Raw genomic sequence first — 18,753 nt, 5'->3', positions numbered from 1 at the left:
GAGGTCTGCGACAAATTGCCACAGACCTCTCAACATGTGTCTACGCTTCGTTTTGGGTTTATGTACCTTGTGGTCACACACCCCTCATTTCTTATTAAGAACGACGGCCACCTCGGCCACCACGTTTACCTTCTGTATTACGTTTTAAAGAAGTTAAACGGTCATCAGAGTCTTTTAAGAATGATGACATCATGCTATCGAAGTCATTAGTTCCCGCTTTGTTACCAGCGTTCGACTTGAATGAATGCCCACCACCAAAGTTTGAACGACCACCTGAATGGTTGTTTGATTTTGGTTTACCTTGATAGCCACCACGATTGTCGCGGTTATCATCTTTACGGAAGTTTTGGTTGCTACGGTCGCGGCGACCGCCACCATCGTTGTTTCCGCGATTAGAAGACGCTGGTTTGCTTGCGCCATCTGCGTTTAAACGACGGATTGACAATGCAATCTTACCGTCATCAGCTACATTGGTCACTAAAACAGTTACTTCATCTCCAACAGATAAGACATCGTTGATATCTTTTACGTAGCCTTCAGCCACTTCAGAGATGTGGACTAAACCATTCTTGCCTTCTCCTAAATCAACAAATGCACCAAATTTTGTAATCCCTGTAACTTTTCCGGTAACTTTATTTCCTACTTCAATTGCCATGTATCCCAAATATCCTCCTTGAAATTCCTGCATCCGGTAAATGGATTTTTAACCGGACGAGTAAAGCTATTTCTAGTTTACCTTTTCAGCACAATTTATTCATCATTATTTTCTTGATTTTGTAAATAAGCCTTATTTAATATCTCAGCTTGTTTAGAGGCGTTATCTTCAGGTACACTGAAGATAATTTCCCCATCTTTACTTAAGTAGTAACGTGACCGCGCTAATTTAGCCACGTATTCATCATCTTTTAGCAAGGTCGCTTGTTGGCTTAAGCTATCAATTGCCTTTTGTTCACCAGCAATCTCATCTTCAGTTAAAGCGATTTGTTCTTCGACACCTTCTTGGTCCTTGTGTGCTGCATAAGCAGTCGACACACAACCCAAAGTCACAACAGCGAAGATACCAACGACAAGTCGGGTAATCCAATCAGCTGTAGTCTTTGGCTTTCGTGACCACTTCTTGGTTTTTGCTTTACGGTGTTCTTCTAATGATGTCACTTTTTTGCTTTCACGGTCGGGATGATCTTCTGGCCGCATAGCAAAAACCCCTTTCTATGGTGGTTTTGAATCCGTCAATCATATACTTAAAATAGTATAACAATAATTCAAAGCTAGCGCCATCATAAATCAAGACTAGAGACTACCTTTTTCCTGATCCTCGTGGTAACTTTCGTCAACTATGGTAAACATATTTTCGGCTTCATCTTTACGTGTCGTTTCCTTCAAGTTTTCAACGCGAACAGTCAGGTCTTTATTTCCAAATGTAATCACCAATTCATCACCGATTTTCACATCTGTACCTGACTTAGCTGGACGACCATTAATGGTAATCCGACCTTTGTCCGCAACCTCTTTAGCTACACTTCTTCTTTTAATAATTCTGGATACTTTTAAAAATTTATCTAATCGCAAAAATCTTGCTCCTTTATTTTATACATATTTTTTTGAAAATTTGGCTAGTTTCTTTTACTTTTCTCTAAATTAATCTACAAAAAACTTTTTTCATCATTATCTTAATGCTAGTATACCATGATTTGGTCCTAGCCTTTACCAATAAGCTAAGAATTTGCTTGTTTGCTCACGGATTAATACCCTTACAAACTTTACCGATTCTCTAGGCGAAATGATTACACCCTTATTGGAAACAACATCCCCGTATTTGAGACGCCTTTCCCATATCCGGAATGTGCACTACTTCACTACGCTTTGTCTTTGCAATAGCCGCCATATCAACTCGCCTTTTGGCAAGGTTTCCCATTCGACTTGGCTTAATATCGGGTCTTTCCGTAAGTAAACCACCATCAACAAAACACCTACAAGAATTTGAACCCCCATCAACAAGGCCTCCATCAACCGTTCCGGCGCTATCCCTAATACTCGGTGCCATAAATAAGCTAAGGTAAAGTTCACCGCAACCATTAAAACAGCTAGTAATCCTGCTTTAAAGGCTACTCGCCTCCATTTCAACACACGCACTTCCTTAGGCAAGGTCCAATCTAGGTAAATACTCATAGCCACTAAAGCTAAATTAGTCGCCCAGGCGGCACCTGCCGTATCTAGGAAACCAACTAAACTCGCTGTAGACATCCCTTTAACCAGCATGCCGACCACAAAGGCAATACCTGCTTTATACCAATGTCCTTGGGCTTGGAGAATATTATTTTGCCCTAATATGAGACTGGCGAAAATGACCATCATTACATAAACCATTAAGACCTCGGAGCCAGCAGAACTAGCAAATAGGAAATGGTTTAATTGGGGCATGATCGATATCAAACCGCCTGTAATGAGGGTGGCGAAAAAGAGTGTCACCCGTAGGTATTGTCTACTGACGATTTCAAATTCGTCAGCTTGCTTTCTGTCACCCTTTTTCACTAAAGCAAGGGTGGGTAAGAATGAAGTGGCAAGCGATGTGGCCACAACCATACCCAGTTGGACGATGGGCTGGCCGCGGTCGTAAATGCCCTTCATATCCTTGGCTACCGCCGTCGCAATTCCATTATCTACCAATTGGTCGTAAACGGTAAAGGCGTCAATTAGCTGATAAAAGACCAATAAGGCTGAGAAGAAACAGATCACAAAGCCTTCTGTGACAAATTCTTTGGTTAACTTAGTCCAAGATAAGCCTGTATCATCACCAGTCTCACTCGTTTGACCCAACCCATAATGGCCGGCTAGGAAGTCTTGATACATGGCCTTCTCGCGGTAATTTAATAAGTAATACGCCATGACGACAGAAGCGGCTGCGGCAGCAATCCACGCTGATTGCATAGTCCAAAAACCCATCTGGTAGACATCAGGATTCGCGCCAGTCCCCTGCATCCGGCTAAAGGTGAAGGCGACAGTTAAAATAACTGCCACCCGGACAAATTGCTCGGCAACTTGCGAAATAGCGGTTGGGGTCATAAGATTACGCCCCTGCATAAAACCTCTGGACAAGAGTAAACCTGGCATCAAGAGGAACATAAAAGACACGCTTTTGATAACAGGCGCCAGTAAACCGTCACCCATCATCGCCGCAATCCAACCAGCCCCAAAATAAATTAAGGCAAAACAAGCGAGCGCAAAGACCGATACAATGACTGCGTATCTCTTCAACAAATATTTACTTTGCCGGTTGTTATTTTGTAGTGCGACCTGCTTCCCCATAAAGGATGGTAAACCATTTAAAGCGAAGGTCATCCCTATTCCGTAAATTGGGTAGACCTGTTGGTATACATAGAAACCTTCGTTACCGACCATATTCTGTAAAGGGACCCGGTAAATAGCAGACAATACTTTAGCTACTAAGGCCGCGAGCGTTAGAACAACAGCCCCTTGCATGGCCACTTGGCCTGTTGAGCTTGCCTTTGAATCGTCATTTTTCACCTTCTAGTCACCTGCTTGGTCATTTTCTTGACCTAAATTAGTTTGATTCGCTTCATTTTCAGCAGCCTTCACTTGAGCGTCTACAGCAGCTTTACTCGCCGCCTCCTCTTGTTCAGCTTTTAGGGCTTGTGCTTTCTCGTAGTCAGCTTTTTCCTTGGCCAATTGGTCCGCCTTCATTTGGACCACGTTTTCGTCATCAGCTAACTTGGTTGTAAATTGCAGTAAGTAATCCAACCATTCTTCAGTAGACAACTTGTTTAAACCTAGGCTAATCATTAAGGCAGCGCCAACTTGCTTAATCGCTAAGCGGAAAGGATTGTCCTCTAAAGCCTTGAAGATAGCTTGAGTCATAATTTTTTGTTCAAGATTTTCGTGGAAAAGGACTTCTATGGTGTTGTTGGCAGCAATGCGTTTAATACTTGTCACACCAATCTTATCGGCCGCCGCTTTAATCGCACCTACTTGCAGTAAAAGTTGCGTTTCAATTGGTGGTTCACCATATCGATCCATCAACTCATCATCCAAGTCCCACATTTCATCGACACTGGTCATGGCTTGCACCCGTTTATAAATCTCCACTTTTTGCCGCTCATCCTGGATATAGGTCTGTGGAATATAAGCATCAATAGATAGTGATATTTCCACTGGCTCAGTTTTCTTAGCCGGTAAAATGCCCCGTTTACGTTGGACTGCTTCACGAAGCATTTGCGAATAGAGATCGAAACCGACTGAGTTAACAAATCCGTGTTGCTGTTTTCCAAGTAAGTTACCTGCCCCACGAATGGACAAGTCACGCATGGCAATCTTGAAACCAGACCCTAGTTCCGTGAAATCACGTAAGGCCATCAAGCGTTTTTCAGATACCTCAGACAACATCTTGTCTGGTCGGTACATGAAATAGGCATAGGCAATTCGAGTTGACCGTCCAACCCGACCCCGTAATTGATAAAGGGTAGATAGACCCATCCGATCGGCCCCTTCAACCAGCAAGGTGTTGGCATTAGGAATGTCGACCCCTGTTTCAATAATGGTAGTCGTAACTAATACATCAAACTCACCAAGAACAAAGTCCATCATGACATTTTCCAGTTGGACAACAGTCATTTGACCGTGTGCAATGGCCACCCTCGCTTCAGGGACCAACTCATTGATAAAGGCTGCTTTTTCTTCTATTTGGCCCACGTTATTAAAGAGATAGAAAACTTGACCATCTCGAGCAATTTCTCGTTCAATGGCATCTTTGACAGCCCCGTAATTTTGTTCCATTACAAAAGTCTGGACGGGATACCGGTTAGCTGGTGGTGTTTCAATAACGGATAAGTCCCGAACCCCTAGCATAGACATGTTTAAGGTACGAGGAATCGGTGTCGCCGTCAGGGTCAAGACATCCACATTTGCTTTCAAGGCCTTCAATTTTTCCTTGGCCTTCACCCCAAACCGTTGCTCCTCATCAACCACTAACAGCCCTAAATCGAGGAATTCAACATCTTTAGATAGGACGCGGTGGGTACCAATCACAATATCCACTTGCCCTTTTTTCAAGCCCGCAATGGTTTCATTTTGTTGGGCCTTGCTTCTAAATCTAGATAACAAGCCAATTTCAAAAGGCCAGTCTGCGAACCGTTCAGTGAAGGTTTCGTAGTGTTGTTGGGCTAAAACAGTCGTTGGCACTAAGAAAGCAACTTGTTTACCTTCCATTAAGGCTTTAAAGACAGCTCGCATAGCGACTTCCGTTTTCCCGAAACCGACATCTCCAACAAGTAATCGATCCATCGGTTTCTCTTCTTCCATATCCTTCTTAATTTCAGCAATCGACCGGACTTGATCATCAGTTTCTGTATACGGGAAGGCATTTTCAAATTCGGCCTGTTCAGCAGTATCTGGACTAAAAGCGAAACCTTTCTGGGCTTCACGAGAGGCGTATAAGTCAATCAGTTCATCCGCAATATCTTCAATCTTGCTGGACACCTTCTGCTTGGTTTTCGCCCATTCGCTACCGCCCATTTTATTTAATTTTGGCTCACGCCCCTCAGCAGACACATATTTTTGAACCAAATCGATCTGGTCAATTGGCACATGAATAGCTGCCTGATCGGCGAAGACAATGGTCAAGTAGTCTTGGTGGGTGCCAGCAAACTCGATCGTTTCAATCCCAGTATACCGACCAATCCCGTGGTTAACATGAACCACATAGTCCCCAACTTCTAACTGTTGGTAGTTTTTGATTCGTTCCGCATTTGAAATCAGTGGTTTCTTAGCCTTACGTCGTTTCTTCTGGGTATGGAAGATATCCGCTTCAGCCAGTAAGACTAAGCGCTCTTGGACAAATTCAATCGATCCAGATAGTCCACCTGCAATTAAATTAACTTTGTTGGCGAAGATATTTCCTTCGTCCGTTGCTTCAGCCATCACGTCTATTTCCCGCAAAATGGCTTGGACTTCTTTCACCCGATCCTTGTCTTTTAACATAACAACCACTGTTCGACCTGTACGAATCCAAGCATCTAGCTCAATTTTCAGGGCGTCCATTTGGTCATAAAACTGAGTAATCATTCTTGTTTGGTACTGGTAAAGGCCGTCGAATTTCAGTGATCCTAGTCCTTGCTGCCAAACTGAAAAATAAAATTTACGACCTTTAAAAGCTTGAATAGCTTCTTTAAAGTCTACATATACTTGGACTTGAGCCGGTAGCTGTCCCATTTCAACCATGGTTTGTAAGTACATTTCGGTATTGCTAGTCCAAGTTGCCTCTTCTTGAATTAAACGCGCATAGTCGTCCAAAATTAAGAAAGCCTGGTCGCCAATGTAATCAAGAAGTGTTGTCGTTTCTGGGTAAATATACCGGTGGAAGTATTTTGAGTTTTCCGTGGTTTCACCATTTTTCCAGGCGAGGACTTCATCGTTAACAACGGCAGTCGCTAAATCTTTAACCACGTCGTCTTTAATCTTAGCCAACGACTTGGCCATCAATTTTTGGAAAGCATCAGCTTGGGCCTGTAATTGTTGAGGCAAGACAATGAATTCTTGCGATGGTTGGATATTGATATTTGGTTGGTCTTGTAGTGATTTTTGAGTATTTGGATCAAAAGTTGAGACCCGCTCCACCTCATCAAAAGCTAAAGACACTCGAATCGGATATTCGGCATTTATAGGATAAAAGTCTACGATATCGCCGCGCTGACTCATTTCACCTGGGGTCATGACAATTTCAGCTCGTTGGTACCCCTGGTTTAACAGACGTTGAACTAGGGTAGCTGGTTCTAACTCGTCCCCTAACTTGACTAATAAACGCGTATTATCCCAAATTTCAGTTGGGGTCAGCAGGCGCTTCAGCCCAAACATAGGTGTGATTAAAACACCGGTTGTTTTCGGGTCGCGTGCCCAATTTAAAACAGTCAACCGGTCGGCCAAGGCTTCTGGACTGGCAATTGCCCAGTCAGCTGCCACAGATTCTGGTACATTAAAAAGATGCAATTGGTCATCAGAAAAGTCACCTTGCAGGTCATTATAAAAGTGGTCTGCCTGCAATAGATTATTGGTTACGATGACGACCTTTTGTTCACTGGCCAAATTAAGTAAGGTCTTAGCCATATAAGCCCGACTTGCCCCTTGAAGGCCTAGATAAAGGACTGACTGACCTGATTTGGCTTGTTGTTTAAATGACTCATTTTGAGATTCCTGCAAGAAAAATGTTTGTAAATCCAAGCGGTCTCCCTCCTTTTCTCGGCTAATTGTTGTAGTTGGTCATGGTTTCCTCAAAAGAATGACCCGCCAACCAGTAGTCAATGGCTTCAACCGCTGCACGCGTAGCTGCAAGCATTGGCGTATGGTCTTCTTTTGGAAATCTAGATAGGACGTGGTTGACAACGGTCCCGTCTTTACCCGGATGGCCGATACCTAATTTAATGCGGCGAATTTTGTCTGTGCCAAGGTGGGCAATCAATGATTTTACCCCGTTATGTCCACCAGCAGACCCCTTTTGACGTAAACGAATCCGGCCTGGATCCATATCTAAATCATCATAAACCACTAAAATATCTTCTACTGGAATTGAATAATAGTTGGCCATAGCACCAACCGCTTCCCCAGAATTATTCATAAAGGTAGTTGGTTTTAAGAAAATCACTTTTTCTCCATTAACAAAAGTTTCAAAGTATTCCCCTTTAAAGCCTGTTTTGTTGAAGGTCTCATTATGTTGGTGAGCCCATTCATCTAAGACAATAAAACCGATATTGTGGCGTGTGCCCTCATATTTTTTACCTGGATTACCCAATCCGACGATTAATTTCATTCTTGAAGTCTCCTTGTTGTTATGTCGCTTATTTGTTCAGATACTTGATTTAAATTTTTTTGAATACGTATTTTCTAGCTTTTGGCGGATTAACCGCCTTCATCTCGATAATAGACTTTAAATTCGTAGCCTAAATCCTTATTAATACGCAAAAACCTGTACGGACGTTCACTCGCCCCTAGCGAGTTAGCCCGTACAGCGCCTGTATATTCGATAAATATATTATACCACAAAGAGCCCCTCGACTTAAAAAGCAAAAGCCTGGCCCTTGTGCATATTGACCCCTAGTTCAATTTGTTCACGTGTTATAGTGGACAATTTTTGTGGTCTGAATAGGTCTCAGTTGGAAAGCGGATACATTTTTGCCATAATAGGGGTGGAGGACTAATCAAAAGTGGTCAGCCTCCATCATCACCGTCCCCTTTTTGCAAGAAATCGCCTATAATTCGACACAATATTGTTTCGTTCGCAAAGTATTTAAGTAACTTTTCACAAAGTTATGCCGAATTTACTCGTTTTCATTAGTACAGATTTCAACAACAAAAGTAACAGTTTTTAATATTTTTTAAAAACCATTGATAACAAGCGTTTGTATCCGTTTACAACTGTTATAAAATTCAATGTATTGTATAGAACTTGAAAAATAATGGCAAAAAACTATTGATTTTTTTAAACAGAATGGTATTATTATGTTAAATATTTCACTAACTAATCAACAAGCTAATTTTTAAACTGATTGTTCACTAGCTTTGCACGGGTTAATGGAACATTTACCATATGGTTTGCTTTGTACACTATAAGAGACAAAAAGTTAAGGAGAATCTATTATGTCAAAAAATGGTCAAAAAGTTATTTTAATTGGTGATGGTGCTGTAGGATCTGCATTTGCATATGCTTCTGTTATTCAAGGTGTTGGTAGAGAATTAGGAATTATCGATTTAGCTGAAGACCGCGTTGAAGGTGATGTATTAGACCTTATCGACGCCCTAGCTTACACATCTCCTAAGAAAATCTACAAGGCGACTTACGATGATTGTGCTGACGCTGATGTTGTCGTGATTACTGCCGGCGCTGCACAAAAACCTGGTGAAACACGTTTAGACTTAGTGGATAAAAACTTGCGTATCTTCAAGAGCATGGTTGATCAAATTATGGCTTCAGGCTTTGACGGTATCTTCTTAGTAGCTACTAATCCAGTAGACATCTTAACTTACGCAACTTGGAAATTCTCTGGCCTACCTACTAACCGCGTCATCGGTTCTGGTACGTCATTAGACTCAGCCCGTTTCCGTCAAGAATTAGCTACTACATTAGATGTTGACGCACGAAACGTCCACGCCTACATCATGGGTGAACACGGTGACACCGAGTTCCCTGTATGGTCACACGCAAATATCGGTGGCCAATCAATTTATGAATGGCTATCACAAACCTCAACAATCGACGAAGAAGCTTTAGTGAACTTATTCTACAACGTACGTGATAAGGCGTATAAGATTATCGAGAAAAAAGGTGCAACTTACTACGGAATTGGTGTATCTTTAGTCCGCATCTTAAAAGCAATCTTACATGACGAAAATGCTATCCTACCTGTATCTGTTTACTTAGATGGCCAATACAAACAAAATGATGTTTACATTGGTGCCCCAGCTATCATCAACCGTGAAGGTATCCGTAATGTTATCGAAGCTGACTTAAACGACCACGAGCAACAACAAATGGACTTGTCAGCAACTAAATTACGCGACACCTTAGAAACAGCTTGGGCAAAATTAGACCTTTAATTGCCCAATTCAATCTACTACAAGAAGCGTATTAATAATAAAACCCCCTAAGTTCCGCGACTTAGGGGGTTTTACTTTCTGTTTTATTAGAATAAACCGAATGTTTTCATCAATGTAATCAAGAATACCAAGGTAATCATAGAAAAAATGGTCGTAAACACCACTGTTTGGTTGGCTAAGTCCCCGTCTCCGTCCGCCGCAACGGCTTGAGCATAAGACGATACAGCCGTTGGCCCAGCGAAGGCAATCAGAATAGAGATGATTGCATCCCCTCTAAATCCTAGAATAGCACCGAGGGTAAGTCCAATTAGAGGAATAATAATCAATTTATTGGTTACCGTAAAGATTAAGGCAAAATCGACATCTTTCAATTTAGCAAAAGAGAAAGTCCCACCCATGACCATTAAGGCAAGCGGTGATACCATACGGTTAATATTGGTTAAAGAAGTATTGATGGCTTCTGGAAATTGTAGACCCAGTAAAACAACAATCAAACCAATAAACGTGGCAATCACCATTGGGTTAGTGATAATACTTTTACCCATCTGTTTAAAAGAGACTTTATCTTCTGAATACAAGGAAAAACCAATAACCGACATGATATTCCAAAAGGGCACGATGATGGCTAAAGTAATAGTTACCATACCCATATTTTCTTCACCCAATAGAGATGTCCCTAAGGGTAAACCAAATAGGATGGCGTTAGCTCTGACTGACCCCTGTAGCATCACCCCATAACGAGTCCTGTCACCGGATACCCTTGGGATAATAAAGGCTAGAATAAAGTATAGGGTCAAAGCGATGACAAGGATATAGGTCAAGGCATAGCCATTGAATGATTGCTTGAAATCAGACTTATAAATATTTGTGAATAAGTTGATTGGTAGCAAAATTTTAAATAAGGCTTTATTAAAGTCTTGGAAGGATTCTTGCTTAATCATCCCTGCTTGAGCAAAAAACTGACCAAAAAGCATATAGATTAACATCGGCATGACTGCATTAAACCCGATCATAAAGTTACCAAACATAAATTTCCTCCAATATATAATGTTTTTGACAAAGGCTTGGCGTGAATACAAGGGACTACGACTTTTCCCGCACCTGAATAATTTACAATAAAACCATTGTAGCATACCGCTCCAAGATTTCTAGGTGCGGGAATTGCCAAGACAATAAAAGAGCAGTCCCGCCAGCAATGGTAGGACCGCTCTTTTCAATTTATCTATCACTCATTCATCAAAGGGCTTATTCAATGACGTGGTGCATGCCTTCGAATTTTTCGTTGAATAATGGTGATACTGAACGATTTTCGTGGATACGTACAATGGCTTCCGCGATTAATTCAGATACTGTTACTTGTTTGATTTTGTCGATACGTTTTTCATCTGTTAAGTAGATTGAATCGGAAACGACAACTTCATCTAATACTGAATCTTCCAAGCGTTGGATAGCTGGACCAGATAAAACTGGGTGCGTACAACAAGCCACAACAGATAATGCGCCCGCGTCTTTGATTGCTGATGCTGCAAGGGTAATGGTACCCGCTGTGTCAATCATGTCATCGATGATGATGGCGTGACGGTTGGCAACGTCCCCAACAATATTCATCACTTCAGCAACGTTTGCTTTAGGTCGACGCTTATCGATAATGGCAATCGGTGCTTTTAAGAATTCAGCTAGTTTACGTGCACGTGTAACCCCACCATGGTCAGGTGAAACAACAACGATGTCTGAATCAGTGTATCTTTCATTGGTTAAGAAGTATTCAGCTAGTAATGGCGCACCGTAAAGGTGATCAACAGGTGCTTCAAAGAAACCTTGAATTTGTGCAGCATGTAAGTCTAACGCAAGAATACGGGTTGCACCAGCATTTTCCATCATACGCGCTACTAACTTAGCTGTGATTGGTTCACGTGGCTGCGCCTTACGGTCTTGGCGTGCGTAACCAAAGTAAGGAATAACTACGTTAATTGCTTTGGCGCTTGCTCGACGACAAGCATCAATCATGATTAACAATTCCATCAAGTTATCATTTACTGGATCAGATGTTGATTGGATAATATAAACATTATCCCCACGAATTGATTCCTCAATTGCAATTTTAATTTCACCATCACTAAAGTGTGATACCGACATATGACCTAACTCTACGCCCATTGAAGTTGCAATTTTTTCAGCAAGTTCTTTGTTTGAACTCAATGAAAAGATTTTTAGTCCATGATCGACTATAGATTCTGACATTTTTTTCCCTCCACAATACTGAATGCTCAGACACTCTTATCGTAACTATTCTACCATAGAAGAACGATGATTGTTAGCTAAATAGCGAATCGAAAAATGTGAATTTGGTTAAAGTGTTTGCAACCTTAGTCTTTTTTACCAATTGGTAATCTATCCCAAAAACCATCTTTATTTTCTTGACGTGAACGGGCAATCCCTAAAGCCTTGCTTGGGACATCTTTGGTAATCGTTGAACCAGCTGCTAAGAAGGCATTGGCTTCAACATTTACAGGTGAAATGATCGTCACGTCAGATCCGATAAATGAGTTGTCCCCGATTGTTGAATGGTGTTTGTTGACACCGTCGTAGTTTGCAAAAATCACACCACAAGAAACATTGATATTTTTGCCTAAAGTTGCGTCACCAATATAAGTTAAATGACCGACCTTAGTGCCCGCACCAATATGTGCTTTTTTAATTTCCACAAAGTTTCCGATATGGGCATTTTCATCAATAACAGATGCCGGACGTAAGTGAGCATTTGGCCCAATATCCACGCCATCCTTCACTTGGCTTTCTTCAATTTCAGAAGCACGGACTTTCACACGGTCACCAATCTTAGAATCACGGATTGTTGTCCCTTCGTAAATATGGCAATCTTCACCAATCACAGTGTCCCCTTTAAGATATACATTTGGTTGAATCACTGTATCCGCGCCAATTTCAACGCCCGCTTCGATATAAACCGCATCCGGGTCTACAATCGTTACCCCATTGCGCATATGGTATTCGTTAATACGTTTAAACATGGTTTTGTTAGCTTGCGCTAAAGCCACACGGTCATTTACCCCAAGTGACTCATCTAGGTTATCCATTTGGAAGGCCCCAACAGCCTCGCCAGCTTCCTTCAAGATTTCAATCACATCTGGCAAGTAGTATTCACCTTGCGCATTGTCATTACCGACTTTATTTAAAGCGTCGAATAATAAAGCATTATCAAAAACATATGTTCCTGTGTTAATTTCAGTAATTAATTTTTCAGCATTATTAGCATCTTTTTGCTCAACAATTTTCACCACTTGTCCCTCTTTATCACGGACAATACGACCGTACCCAGTCGGATCATCAGCAGGCGCAGTTAAAATTGTCGCTTTAAAGCCAGCTTTCTCATGCACATCTAACAAACGCGCAATCGTATCCGCTGTAAATAAAGGCGTATCACCACAAATGACTAAAGTCGTACCTTCTTTATCAGCCAATTCACTCGCCGCTTGTTGTACCGCATGACCAGTACCCAACTGCTCCGTTTGCGTTGTATAAGCCGTACGGTCGCCCAATAACTCTTGGACCGCTTCCGCACCATGACCAACAATCGTCACCACTTCATCAATCCCAGCATCATTCACACTAGTCAAAACGTGGTCTACCATAGGTTTACCCGCAACTGGGTGTAACACCTTATACAATTTAGACTTCATACGAGTCCCTTTACCTGCTGCTAGAATTACTGCATAACGGTTGCTCATTATGTACATTCACTCCTCTAAAATCATTCATTTACTATTCAATATATAACCGATTATTACTACTTCATTGTATCGAATTCCAAGGCTTTCGACCAGTCCAGATTAACCCTTGTGCCGTCTAGCCCCTTTATTCTTATTATCCCGCTTACGGTTTTTCTTCCGCGCCTTAGCCGGTGTCGCTTTATTCGCTTGTTTCGGTTTTTTCACCCGCGCTTTTGCCTTAACAGTCGCCTCCTCTTTTTCTTCCTGTAAAAGGGGGTGATCTTCGTCGTTCTGGCCCGCACTCGGTACCTGGTCCGTCAATTGACCCCCATAAGTATAGAATGGTGTCAGCTGAATATCCTCACCAACCTGCTTCTTCAAATGTCTAAGCGAACGATCATTAACGAAAGTCAAGACCAGTCCAGCTTTCCCCATGCGGCCAGTCCGCCCAGCCCGGTGGGTATATTGTTCAGGCGTCGCTGGTAAATCATACTGAATCACCAGAGGTAGGTCTTCAATATCCAAACCACGAGCCGCCACATCCGTTGTAAATAGATAAGTGTATACACCCTTTGTGAACTTGGCAATAGCTTGCTGACGGTTTTGCGCCGCCATCTTTGAATGCAAGTAAGCCGTTTGAATATGGTTGAACTGTAATTTTTGTTGCAACTGTTCAATTTCAGCTACCGTACGAACAAAGACTAAAGCCTGCATCCCTTCAACTTGGGCAAGTCGCCGTAACATATCGTCACGTTTACGAACAGGAACAGTGATATAGCCATCTTGTCTTTGCTTTTCAAAGGCAGAACCGATTTTTTCAGCCGCTAATTCAACCACTGGTTCAGACAACAAATCACTCGCTAAGCCAGCTAATGTATCAGGCACTGTGGCTGAAAATAAAGCCACTTGTACTCTACCTGGTAATTTTTTAACTAATTGCTTGGTTTGGCCGATATGTTCTTCATCTAACAAGGCATCTGCCTCATCAATAATAATGGTATCCACTTCATGAACCTTCAATTTACGTTGATCAATCAACTCAATCATCCGGCCTGAAGTACCGACAATAATATCCGGTCTTTCCCGAATCTTTTCGATTTGTCGTTTCACATTGGCACCACCAATAATTTTCATAGCTTTAAAGTCAACAGCGCGTGCCCAGGATTGGACCACGTCCCCCACTTGGGAAGCCAATTCTTGTGAAGGTACTAAAACAATCAGTTTCAAGCCCCCATTGTATTGACCTTCAGACGCCTCTCTTTCAGCCAACATTCTGCTTAAGACCGGTAGTAAATAAGCCAAGGTTTTCCCTGAACCTGTTGGTGCTGATGCAATCACACTTTGGGCATCATACATGGGTTGGAAGGTCTCAGTTTGGATGTCAGTTGCTTGGCCAAAGCCAGCTGACTGCCATTTGTCTTGAAGCCCATTAGGTAATTGGCTTACAAAATCAGTCATTTGTGTATCATTTTCCGTCATTTTTGTCCTCTATTTCTTTATCTATTGATTTGATTTAACAATTGCGATTGCTTTGAGACCCTGTACAAAAGACAAGGGCCATGGTTAGGCCCTCTCTTGTAAGTATGTAACCCCTACTTTTTCTTAGGGTCCCTCACAATAAATACATCTTCATTTAAATTATCAGAGAAAATTTTCTCTGCATTTACGTTTTTATCTACGACTGTTTTTTCATTTGTCTCTGGGTCCAACAAGATATAAGACGACTTCATACTTGGGTTATGCGGTACTTTGTCTTCGTCAGCCTCGTATTTTGGTGCATCAATACTTGTGCGGTCTACTACGTCATCATCAAAGTCATCGTTGTCTACAAAAGGATTTTCTCTTGGATCTGTCATGTCTTCTTCACCCTCATTTGGTAGCAATGTATAAGCAGCAGCGTTTGTTTCTTCATCAATGGCCTCAATAATTTCTGGGCTACTAGTAGCCTCCGGATTCACCGAAAAGTATCCTTGCGCTTGCGCACGTTCTTTTTTGCGGGCTAGGTATTGGGATTCTAATTGCTGAAAGGTTATCCCACCCTCTTGCTCAGTGATGTAATCAATGGATTTAGTCAACCCGTCAACAGCCCGGTCAATATCCGTTGTTAAATGGACTGCAATCACTTCTGGACGGTTGTTTAAACGAATTGGGAAGCTTGATGCCCCAATCCCTCGTGAAACCACCATTTGTTTGTCAGGGTTACCTGGTAAGTAGAAAACACCTGCTGTATACTTGGGTAATTTCCCTTGGTTAGGCGCGAATAAACCACCGATTCCTGGTACACGAATTTGACCACCATGGGCATGACCTGATAAAACCAAATCAGGTGATTTATTGATATTTTCATGATAACGCAAGAAGGCTTCAGGATGGTGGGCCAATAGAATTTTGGGTTGAGCCATTTGCTCAGCTGTTAAATCCACTGTTCTCAAGGCATCCCCAGTTAGGAAGTACTTGTTCATTTTATCATCTAAGCCTATCAAGGTCAGCGGTTGACCCTTATAAGTATAGGTAATGGCTCGGTCATTTAAGTGAACAATTCCTGCTGCCCCCATAGTCCGAATTAAAAGATTGTATTGTAAGGACGCCGCGTCATGGTTACCAAAAGTCGCAAAAGTTGGCGCGATATCTGTTAAAGCTTTAAAGAAAGTAAACAGCGTCGCTTCGTCTATATTAGACGCATCCGTTTGGATAATATCTCCTGTAATCGCAATGATATTCGGTTGCATTTCATAGACATGATCTAAAATATCATTCAAGTCTACATTTTGATCAGGTAGGTGTAAGTCAGACAGGTGGGCAATGGTAAAGCCATTCAAACTGTCCTTGAAACGAGGATTCTCGACAAAGTAATCTGTCGTTCCAACAGTATAATTTTGCCACCTAACATAAGCAGCACCTAACGCTAAGGTACCCAAGCCTAATAAAGTGTTGAAAGCTGATTTTTTTGCCATAATAATTCCTCCTTGGTTTTTATTTCCCAAACTCAAATCTCACCCAGCCTAGGAAATTTACTTTATCTACAAGTAGCCCTCTTGAAAAAGGGCCACCCTGTACTTGCTAGCTTTGTTGTATATTTTACCATATCAAGCCCAATCCTTATAACACAAAGGTGAAATATACCCACTCTAAGCTACTATTCCACCCCAGCATTCAAATTACTGCCAAAAACCATTGCTGCGTGGTATAATTTTGGATTGAATAGGAAAAAATACTTATCCTGAAATTTAAATTACGAAACTTTGTGGTCTAATGCTAGGGCCGCTATTATTGACGAAAGGAGGCCAAGGATGGCTAGTGAGTTAATTGAGAATTTGTTAACCCTTGTACCAACTTTGCCTGGTTGCTACATTATGAAGAATGCTGATGACCAGATTATTTATATTGGTAAGGCGAAGAATTTAAAAAATCGTGTCCGTTCTTATTTCAAGTCGACCCATACTGGTAAGACGGCTCAGCTTGTGAGTGAGATTGACCATTTTGACTATATTGTCACGCAAACAGATAAAGAGAGTTTGCTGCTGGAGATTAATCTGATTAAGAAACACCAGCCTCACTTTAATATTCGCTTGAAGCATGGGACTATGTATCCTTATATCAAGATTACCAAGGAGCGCGATCCGCAGATGATTATTACGTCTGTGGTGGAAGATGATGGTGGCGAGTACTTTGGTCCCTATCCGAACATTTATGCGGCATCCGGTACCCTCGATTTGCTGCAGAAGACTTATCCTTTGCGTAAGTGCGGGAAGAATGAGAAGCGTGCATGTTTCTATTACCACCTTGGACAATGTATTGGCCCTTGCGACCATGAAGTGCCGGTTGAAGAATATGAGGCTCAGAAAGCACGGATTCGCCGTTTCCTAAATGGTGATGTGAAGAATATTAAAGATGATTTGAAAGAGAAAATGACCGCTGCTTCTGAAGACTTGCAGTTTGAACGGGCTGCTGAGTACCGTGATCAAATCAACTATATTGAACAAACTGTCGAACCGCAAAATATCATGTCTAAGCAATACAACGACCGTGATGTCTTCGCCTTTTACTTTGACAAAGGCTGGATTTCCATCCAGGTATTCTTGTTACGGCAGTTTTCTATTATTAAGCGAGACTCGGCCCTTTTCCCAGTGTATTCTGACCCTGAAGAGGAGTTGACTTCCTACATCGTCCAATTCTACCAAGAAGCCAATCATACGAAGCCTAAAGAAATTTTGGTGCCGGGTAACTTGGACAATGACTTGATTGCGGATACGGTTGAGGTGAAGGTATCGACACCTAAACGAGGCGACAAGCACAAGATGCTGCAGATGGCGGAACGAAATGCCAAGATTGCCCATCTAGATAAATTTAGATTGTTGGCTATGAAGGAACAAAAAACGACTGGTGCTGTCGACCAATTGTCTGAAGCATTGAACCTGCCTTACTTGAAAGTCATTGAAAGCTTTGACCATTCAAATATCCAAGGGACAAACCCGGTATCGGCGATGGTGGCCTATGAGGACGGGCGTCCGAATAAATCTATGTACCGGAAGTACAAGATCAAAACGGTTGATGGATCTAATGAGTTTGCGACAACCCAAGAAGTTATCCGTCGCCGGTATGGTCGACTCCTGAAAGAAGGTGGGGATTTCCCTGATTTAATCTTGATGGATGGTGGTGCAATTGAAGTGAATGCTGCCAGGGAAGTCTTGGAAGATGAGCTTGGGTTAGACATTCCAGTGGCTGGTATGGTTAAGGATGATAAGCATAGGACGGCCAACCTAATTTTTGGTGACCCGCTAACGATTATCCCTCTTGATCCTCGGTCACAGGCCTTCCATCTCTTACAACGAATTCAAGATGAGGTCCACCGGTTTGCTATTACCTTCCACCGTAAGACAAGAAGTAAACAATCCTTTACTTCTAAATTAGACGGTATTGACGGCGTGGGTCCTAAGACGCGGACCAAGGTCTTGCGTCACTTTAAAACGATGAAAGCTGTTCGCGAAGCAAAGATTGCGGATATTCAAGCATTATCTATTCCAGAAAAAGTGGCTGTTGAAATTCATAAGGCTGCTTGGGACGGGCAAAAAGACTCGCCTTATGCAAATGAGGGCCTTGTTGATGATATTAAAGTAGTTGATGCTGACGAAACGAATGCAGTTGACGAAATTCTGTTAGATATTAATCCGGATTTAAGTGAGTAACATGCATTAAAAAAGGTGTCTAGCCCCATTCGAAATTGAATGGGCTAGACGCCTTTTTCTATTGTGCTAGTTTCTCTACGGCTGCGATTAGGTCATCCAGCTTTTTCTCTGTTCGCGTCATCAAGTAAATCGACACGAATATGGGAAAGCCAACATTACCAATCAGTTGCATGGAAACATCCAACATATCCAAAACCACCACCTCCTTATATAAAAGAGGCTCTTCGTCAAATAGGACT

The 18,753-nt window shown here is 42.0% G+C and carries 14 protein-coding genes; 2 read left to right on the top strand and 12 right to left on the bottom strand.

Translation table 11 applies throughout. The features are described from left to right. Positions 1 to 94 precede the first annotated feature (94 nt). The 6 genes from B2V22_RS01420 to pth form a co-directional block, all read right to left on the bottom strand. Positions 95 to 655, bottom strand: coding sequence for a S1 domain-containing RNA-binding protein (locus B2V22_RS01420; RefSeq protein WP_290489996.1), 561 nt, complete (start codon positions 653 to 655; stop codon positions 95 to 97). 95 nt (positions 656 to 750) lie between these two features. Then, positions 751 to 1,194 (bottom strand): FtsB family cell division protein, encoded by a 444-nt coding sequence (locus B2V22_RS01415; RefSeq protein ID WP_290489995.1) that lies wholly within the window; start codon positions 1,192 to 1,194, stop codon positions 751 to 753. 96 nt (positions 1,195 to 1,290) lie between these two features. After that, complete coding sequence (locus tag B2V22_RS01410; RefSeq protein ID WP_290489994.1) at positions 1,291 to 1,569, bottom strand: RNA-binding S4 domain-containing protein; 279 nt, start codon at positions 1,567 to 1,569, stop codon at positions 1,291 to 1,293. A gap of 279 nt (positions 1,570 to 1,848) precedes the next feature. After that, entirely contained in the window at positions 1,849 to 3,525 is a 1,677-nt protein-coding gene (locus B2V22_RS01405; RefSeq protein ID WP_290489993.1) for a putative polysaccharide biosynthesis protein, read from the bottom strand. A 3-nt stretch (positions 3,526 to 3,528) separates the two neighbouring features. Beyond that, entirely contained in the window at positions 3,529 to 7,230 is a 3,702-nt protein-coding gene (gene mfd / locus B2V22_RS01400; RefSeq protein WP_290489992.1) for a transcription-repair coupling factor, read from the bottom strand. Positions 7,231 to 7,252: 22 nt separating this feature from the next. After that, positions 7,253 to 7,816: an aminoacyl-tRNA hydrolase gene (gene pth, locus B2V22_RS01395; RefSeq protein WP_290489991.1), complete on the bottom strand. Its 564-nt coding sequence runs from the start codon at positions 7,814 to 7,816 to the stop codon at positions 7,253 to 7,255. A gap of 827 nt (positions 7,817 to 8,643) precedes the next feature. On the opposite strand from pth, the gene B2V22_RS01390 reads away from it, so the two are divergent. Continuing rightward, the gene (locus B2V22_RS01390; protein ID WP_290489990.1) at positions 8,644 to 9,600 is read left to right on the top strand and encodes an L-lactate dehydrogenase; all 957 of its coding nucleotides are present in this window, start codon (positions 8,644 to 8,646) and stop codon (positions 9,598 to 9,600) included. A gap of 86 nt (positions 9,601 to 9,686) precedes the next feature. Here B2V22_RS01390 and B2V22_RS01385 read toward each other — a convergent pair whose 3' ends face one another. The 5 genes from B2V22_RS01385 to B2V22_RS01365 form a co-directional block, all read right to left on the bottom strand. Further along, positions 9,687 to 10,628 (bottom strand): AEC family transporter, encoded by a 942-nt coding sequence (locus B2V22_RS01385; protein WP_290489989.1) that lies wholly within the window; start codon positions 10,626 to 10,628, stop codon positions 9,687 to 9,689. Positions 10,629 to 10,845: 217 nt separating this feature from the next. Continuing rightward, positions 10,846 to 11,841: a ribose-phosphate diphosphokinase gene (locus B2V22_RS01380; protein ID WP_290489988.1), complete on the bottom strand. Its 996-nt coding sequence runs from the start codon at positions 11,839 to 11,841 to the stop codon at positions 10,846 to 10,848. Positions 11,842 to 11,966: 125 nt separating this feature from the next. Then, positions 11,967 to 13,346: a bifunctional UDP-N-acetylglucosamine diphosphorylase/glucosamine-1-phosphate N-acetyltransferase GlmU gene (gene glmU, locus B2V22_RS01375; protein WP_290489987.1), complete on the bottom strand. Its 1,380-nt coding sequence runs from the start codon at positions 13,344 to 13,346 to the stop codon at positions 11,967 to 11,969. A gap of 102 nt (positions 13,347 to 13,448) precedes the next feature. Then, a complete protein-coding gene (locus B2V22_RS01370; protein ID WP_290489986.1) occupies positions 13,449 to 14,807 on the bottom strand; it encodes a DEAD/DEAH box helicase in 1,359 nt (452 codons plus the stop codon). A gap of 113 nt (positions 14,808 to 14,920) precedes the next feature. Then, positions 14,921 to 16,282 (bottom strand): metallophosphoesterase, encoded by a 1,362-nt coding sequence (locus B2V22_RS01365; RefSeq protein ID WP_290489985.1) that lies wholly within the window; start codon positions 16,280 to 16,282, stop codon positions 14,921 to 14,923. Positions 16,283 to 16,618: 336 nt separating this feature from the next. Between B2V22_RS01365 and uvrC the strand changes: the two genes are divergently transcribed. Beyond that, positions 16,619 to 18,514 (top strand): excinuclease ABC subunit UvrC, encoded by a 1,896-nt coding sequence (gene uvrC, locus B2V22_RS01360; protein ID WP_290489984.1) that lies wholly within the window; start codon positions 16,619 to 16,621, stop codon positions 18,512 to 18,514. A 58-nt stretch (positions 18,515 to 18,572) separates the two neighbouring features. Here the strand turns inward: uvrC and B2V22_RS01355 are convergent. Next, positions 18,573 to 18,753: YvrJ family protein (locus B2V22_RS01355; protein ID WP_290489983.1), on the bottom strand; the 181-nt coding region annotated here is incomplete at its 5' end.

The organism is Aerococcus sp. UBA6277 (assembly GCF_002440555.1).
Lineage (GTDB): Bacteria > Bacillota > Bacilli > Lactobacillales > Aerococcaceae > Aerococcus.
Note: the sequence above shows the minus strand (reverse complement) of the source record. Positions and strands in the feature narration are given on the sequence as shown.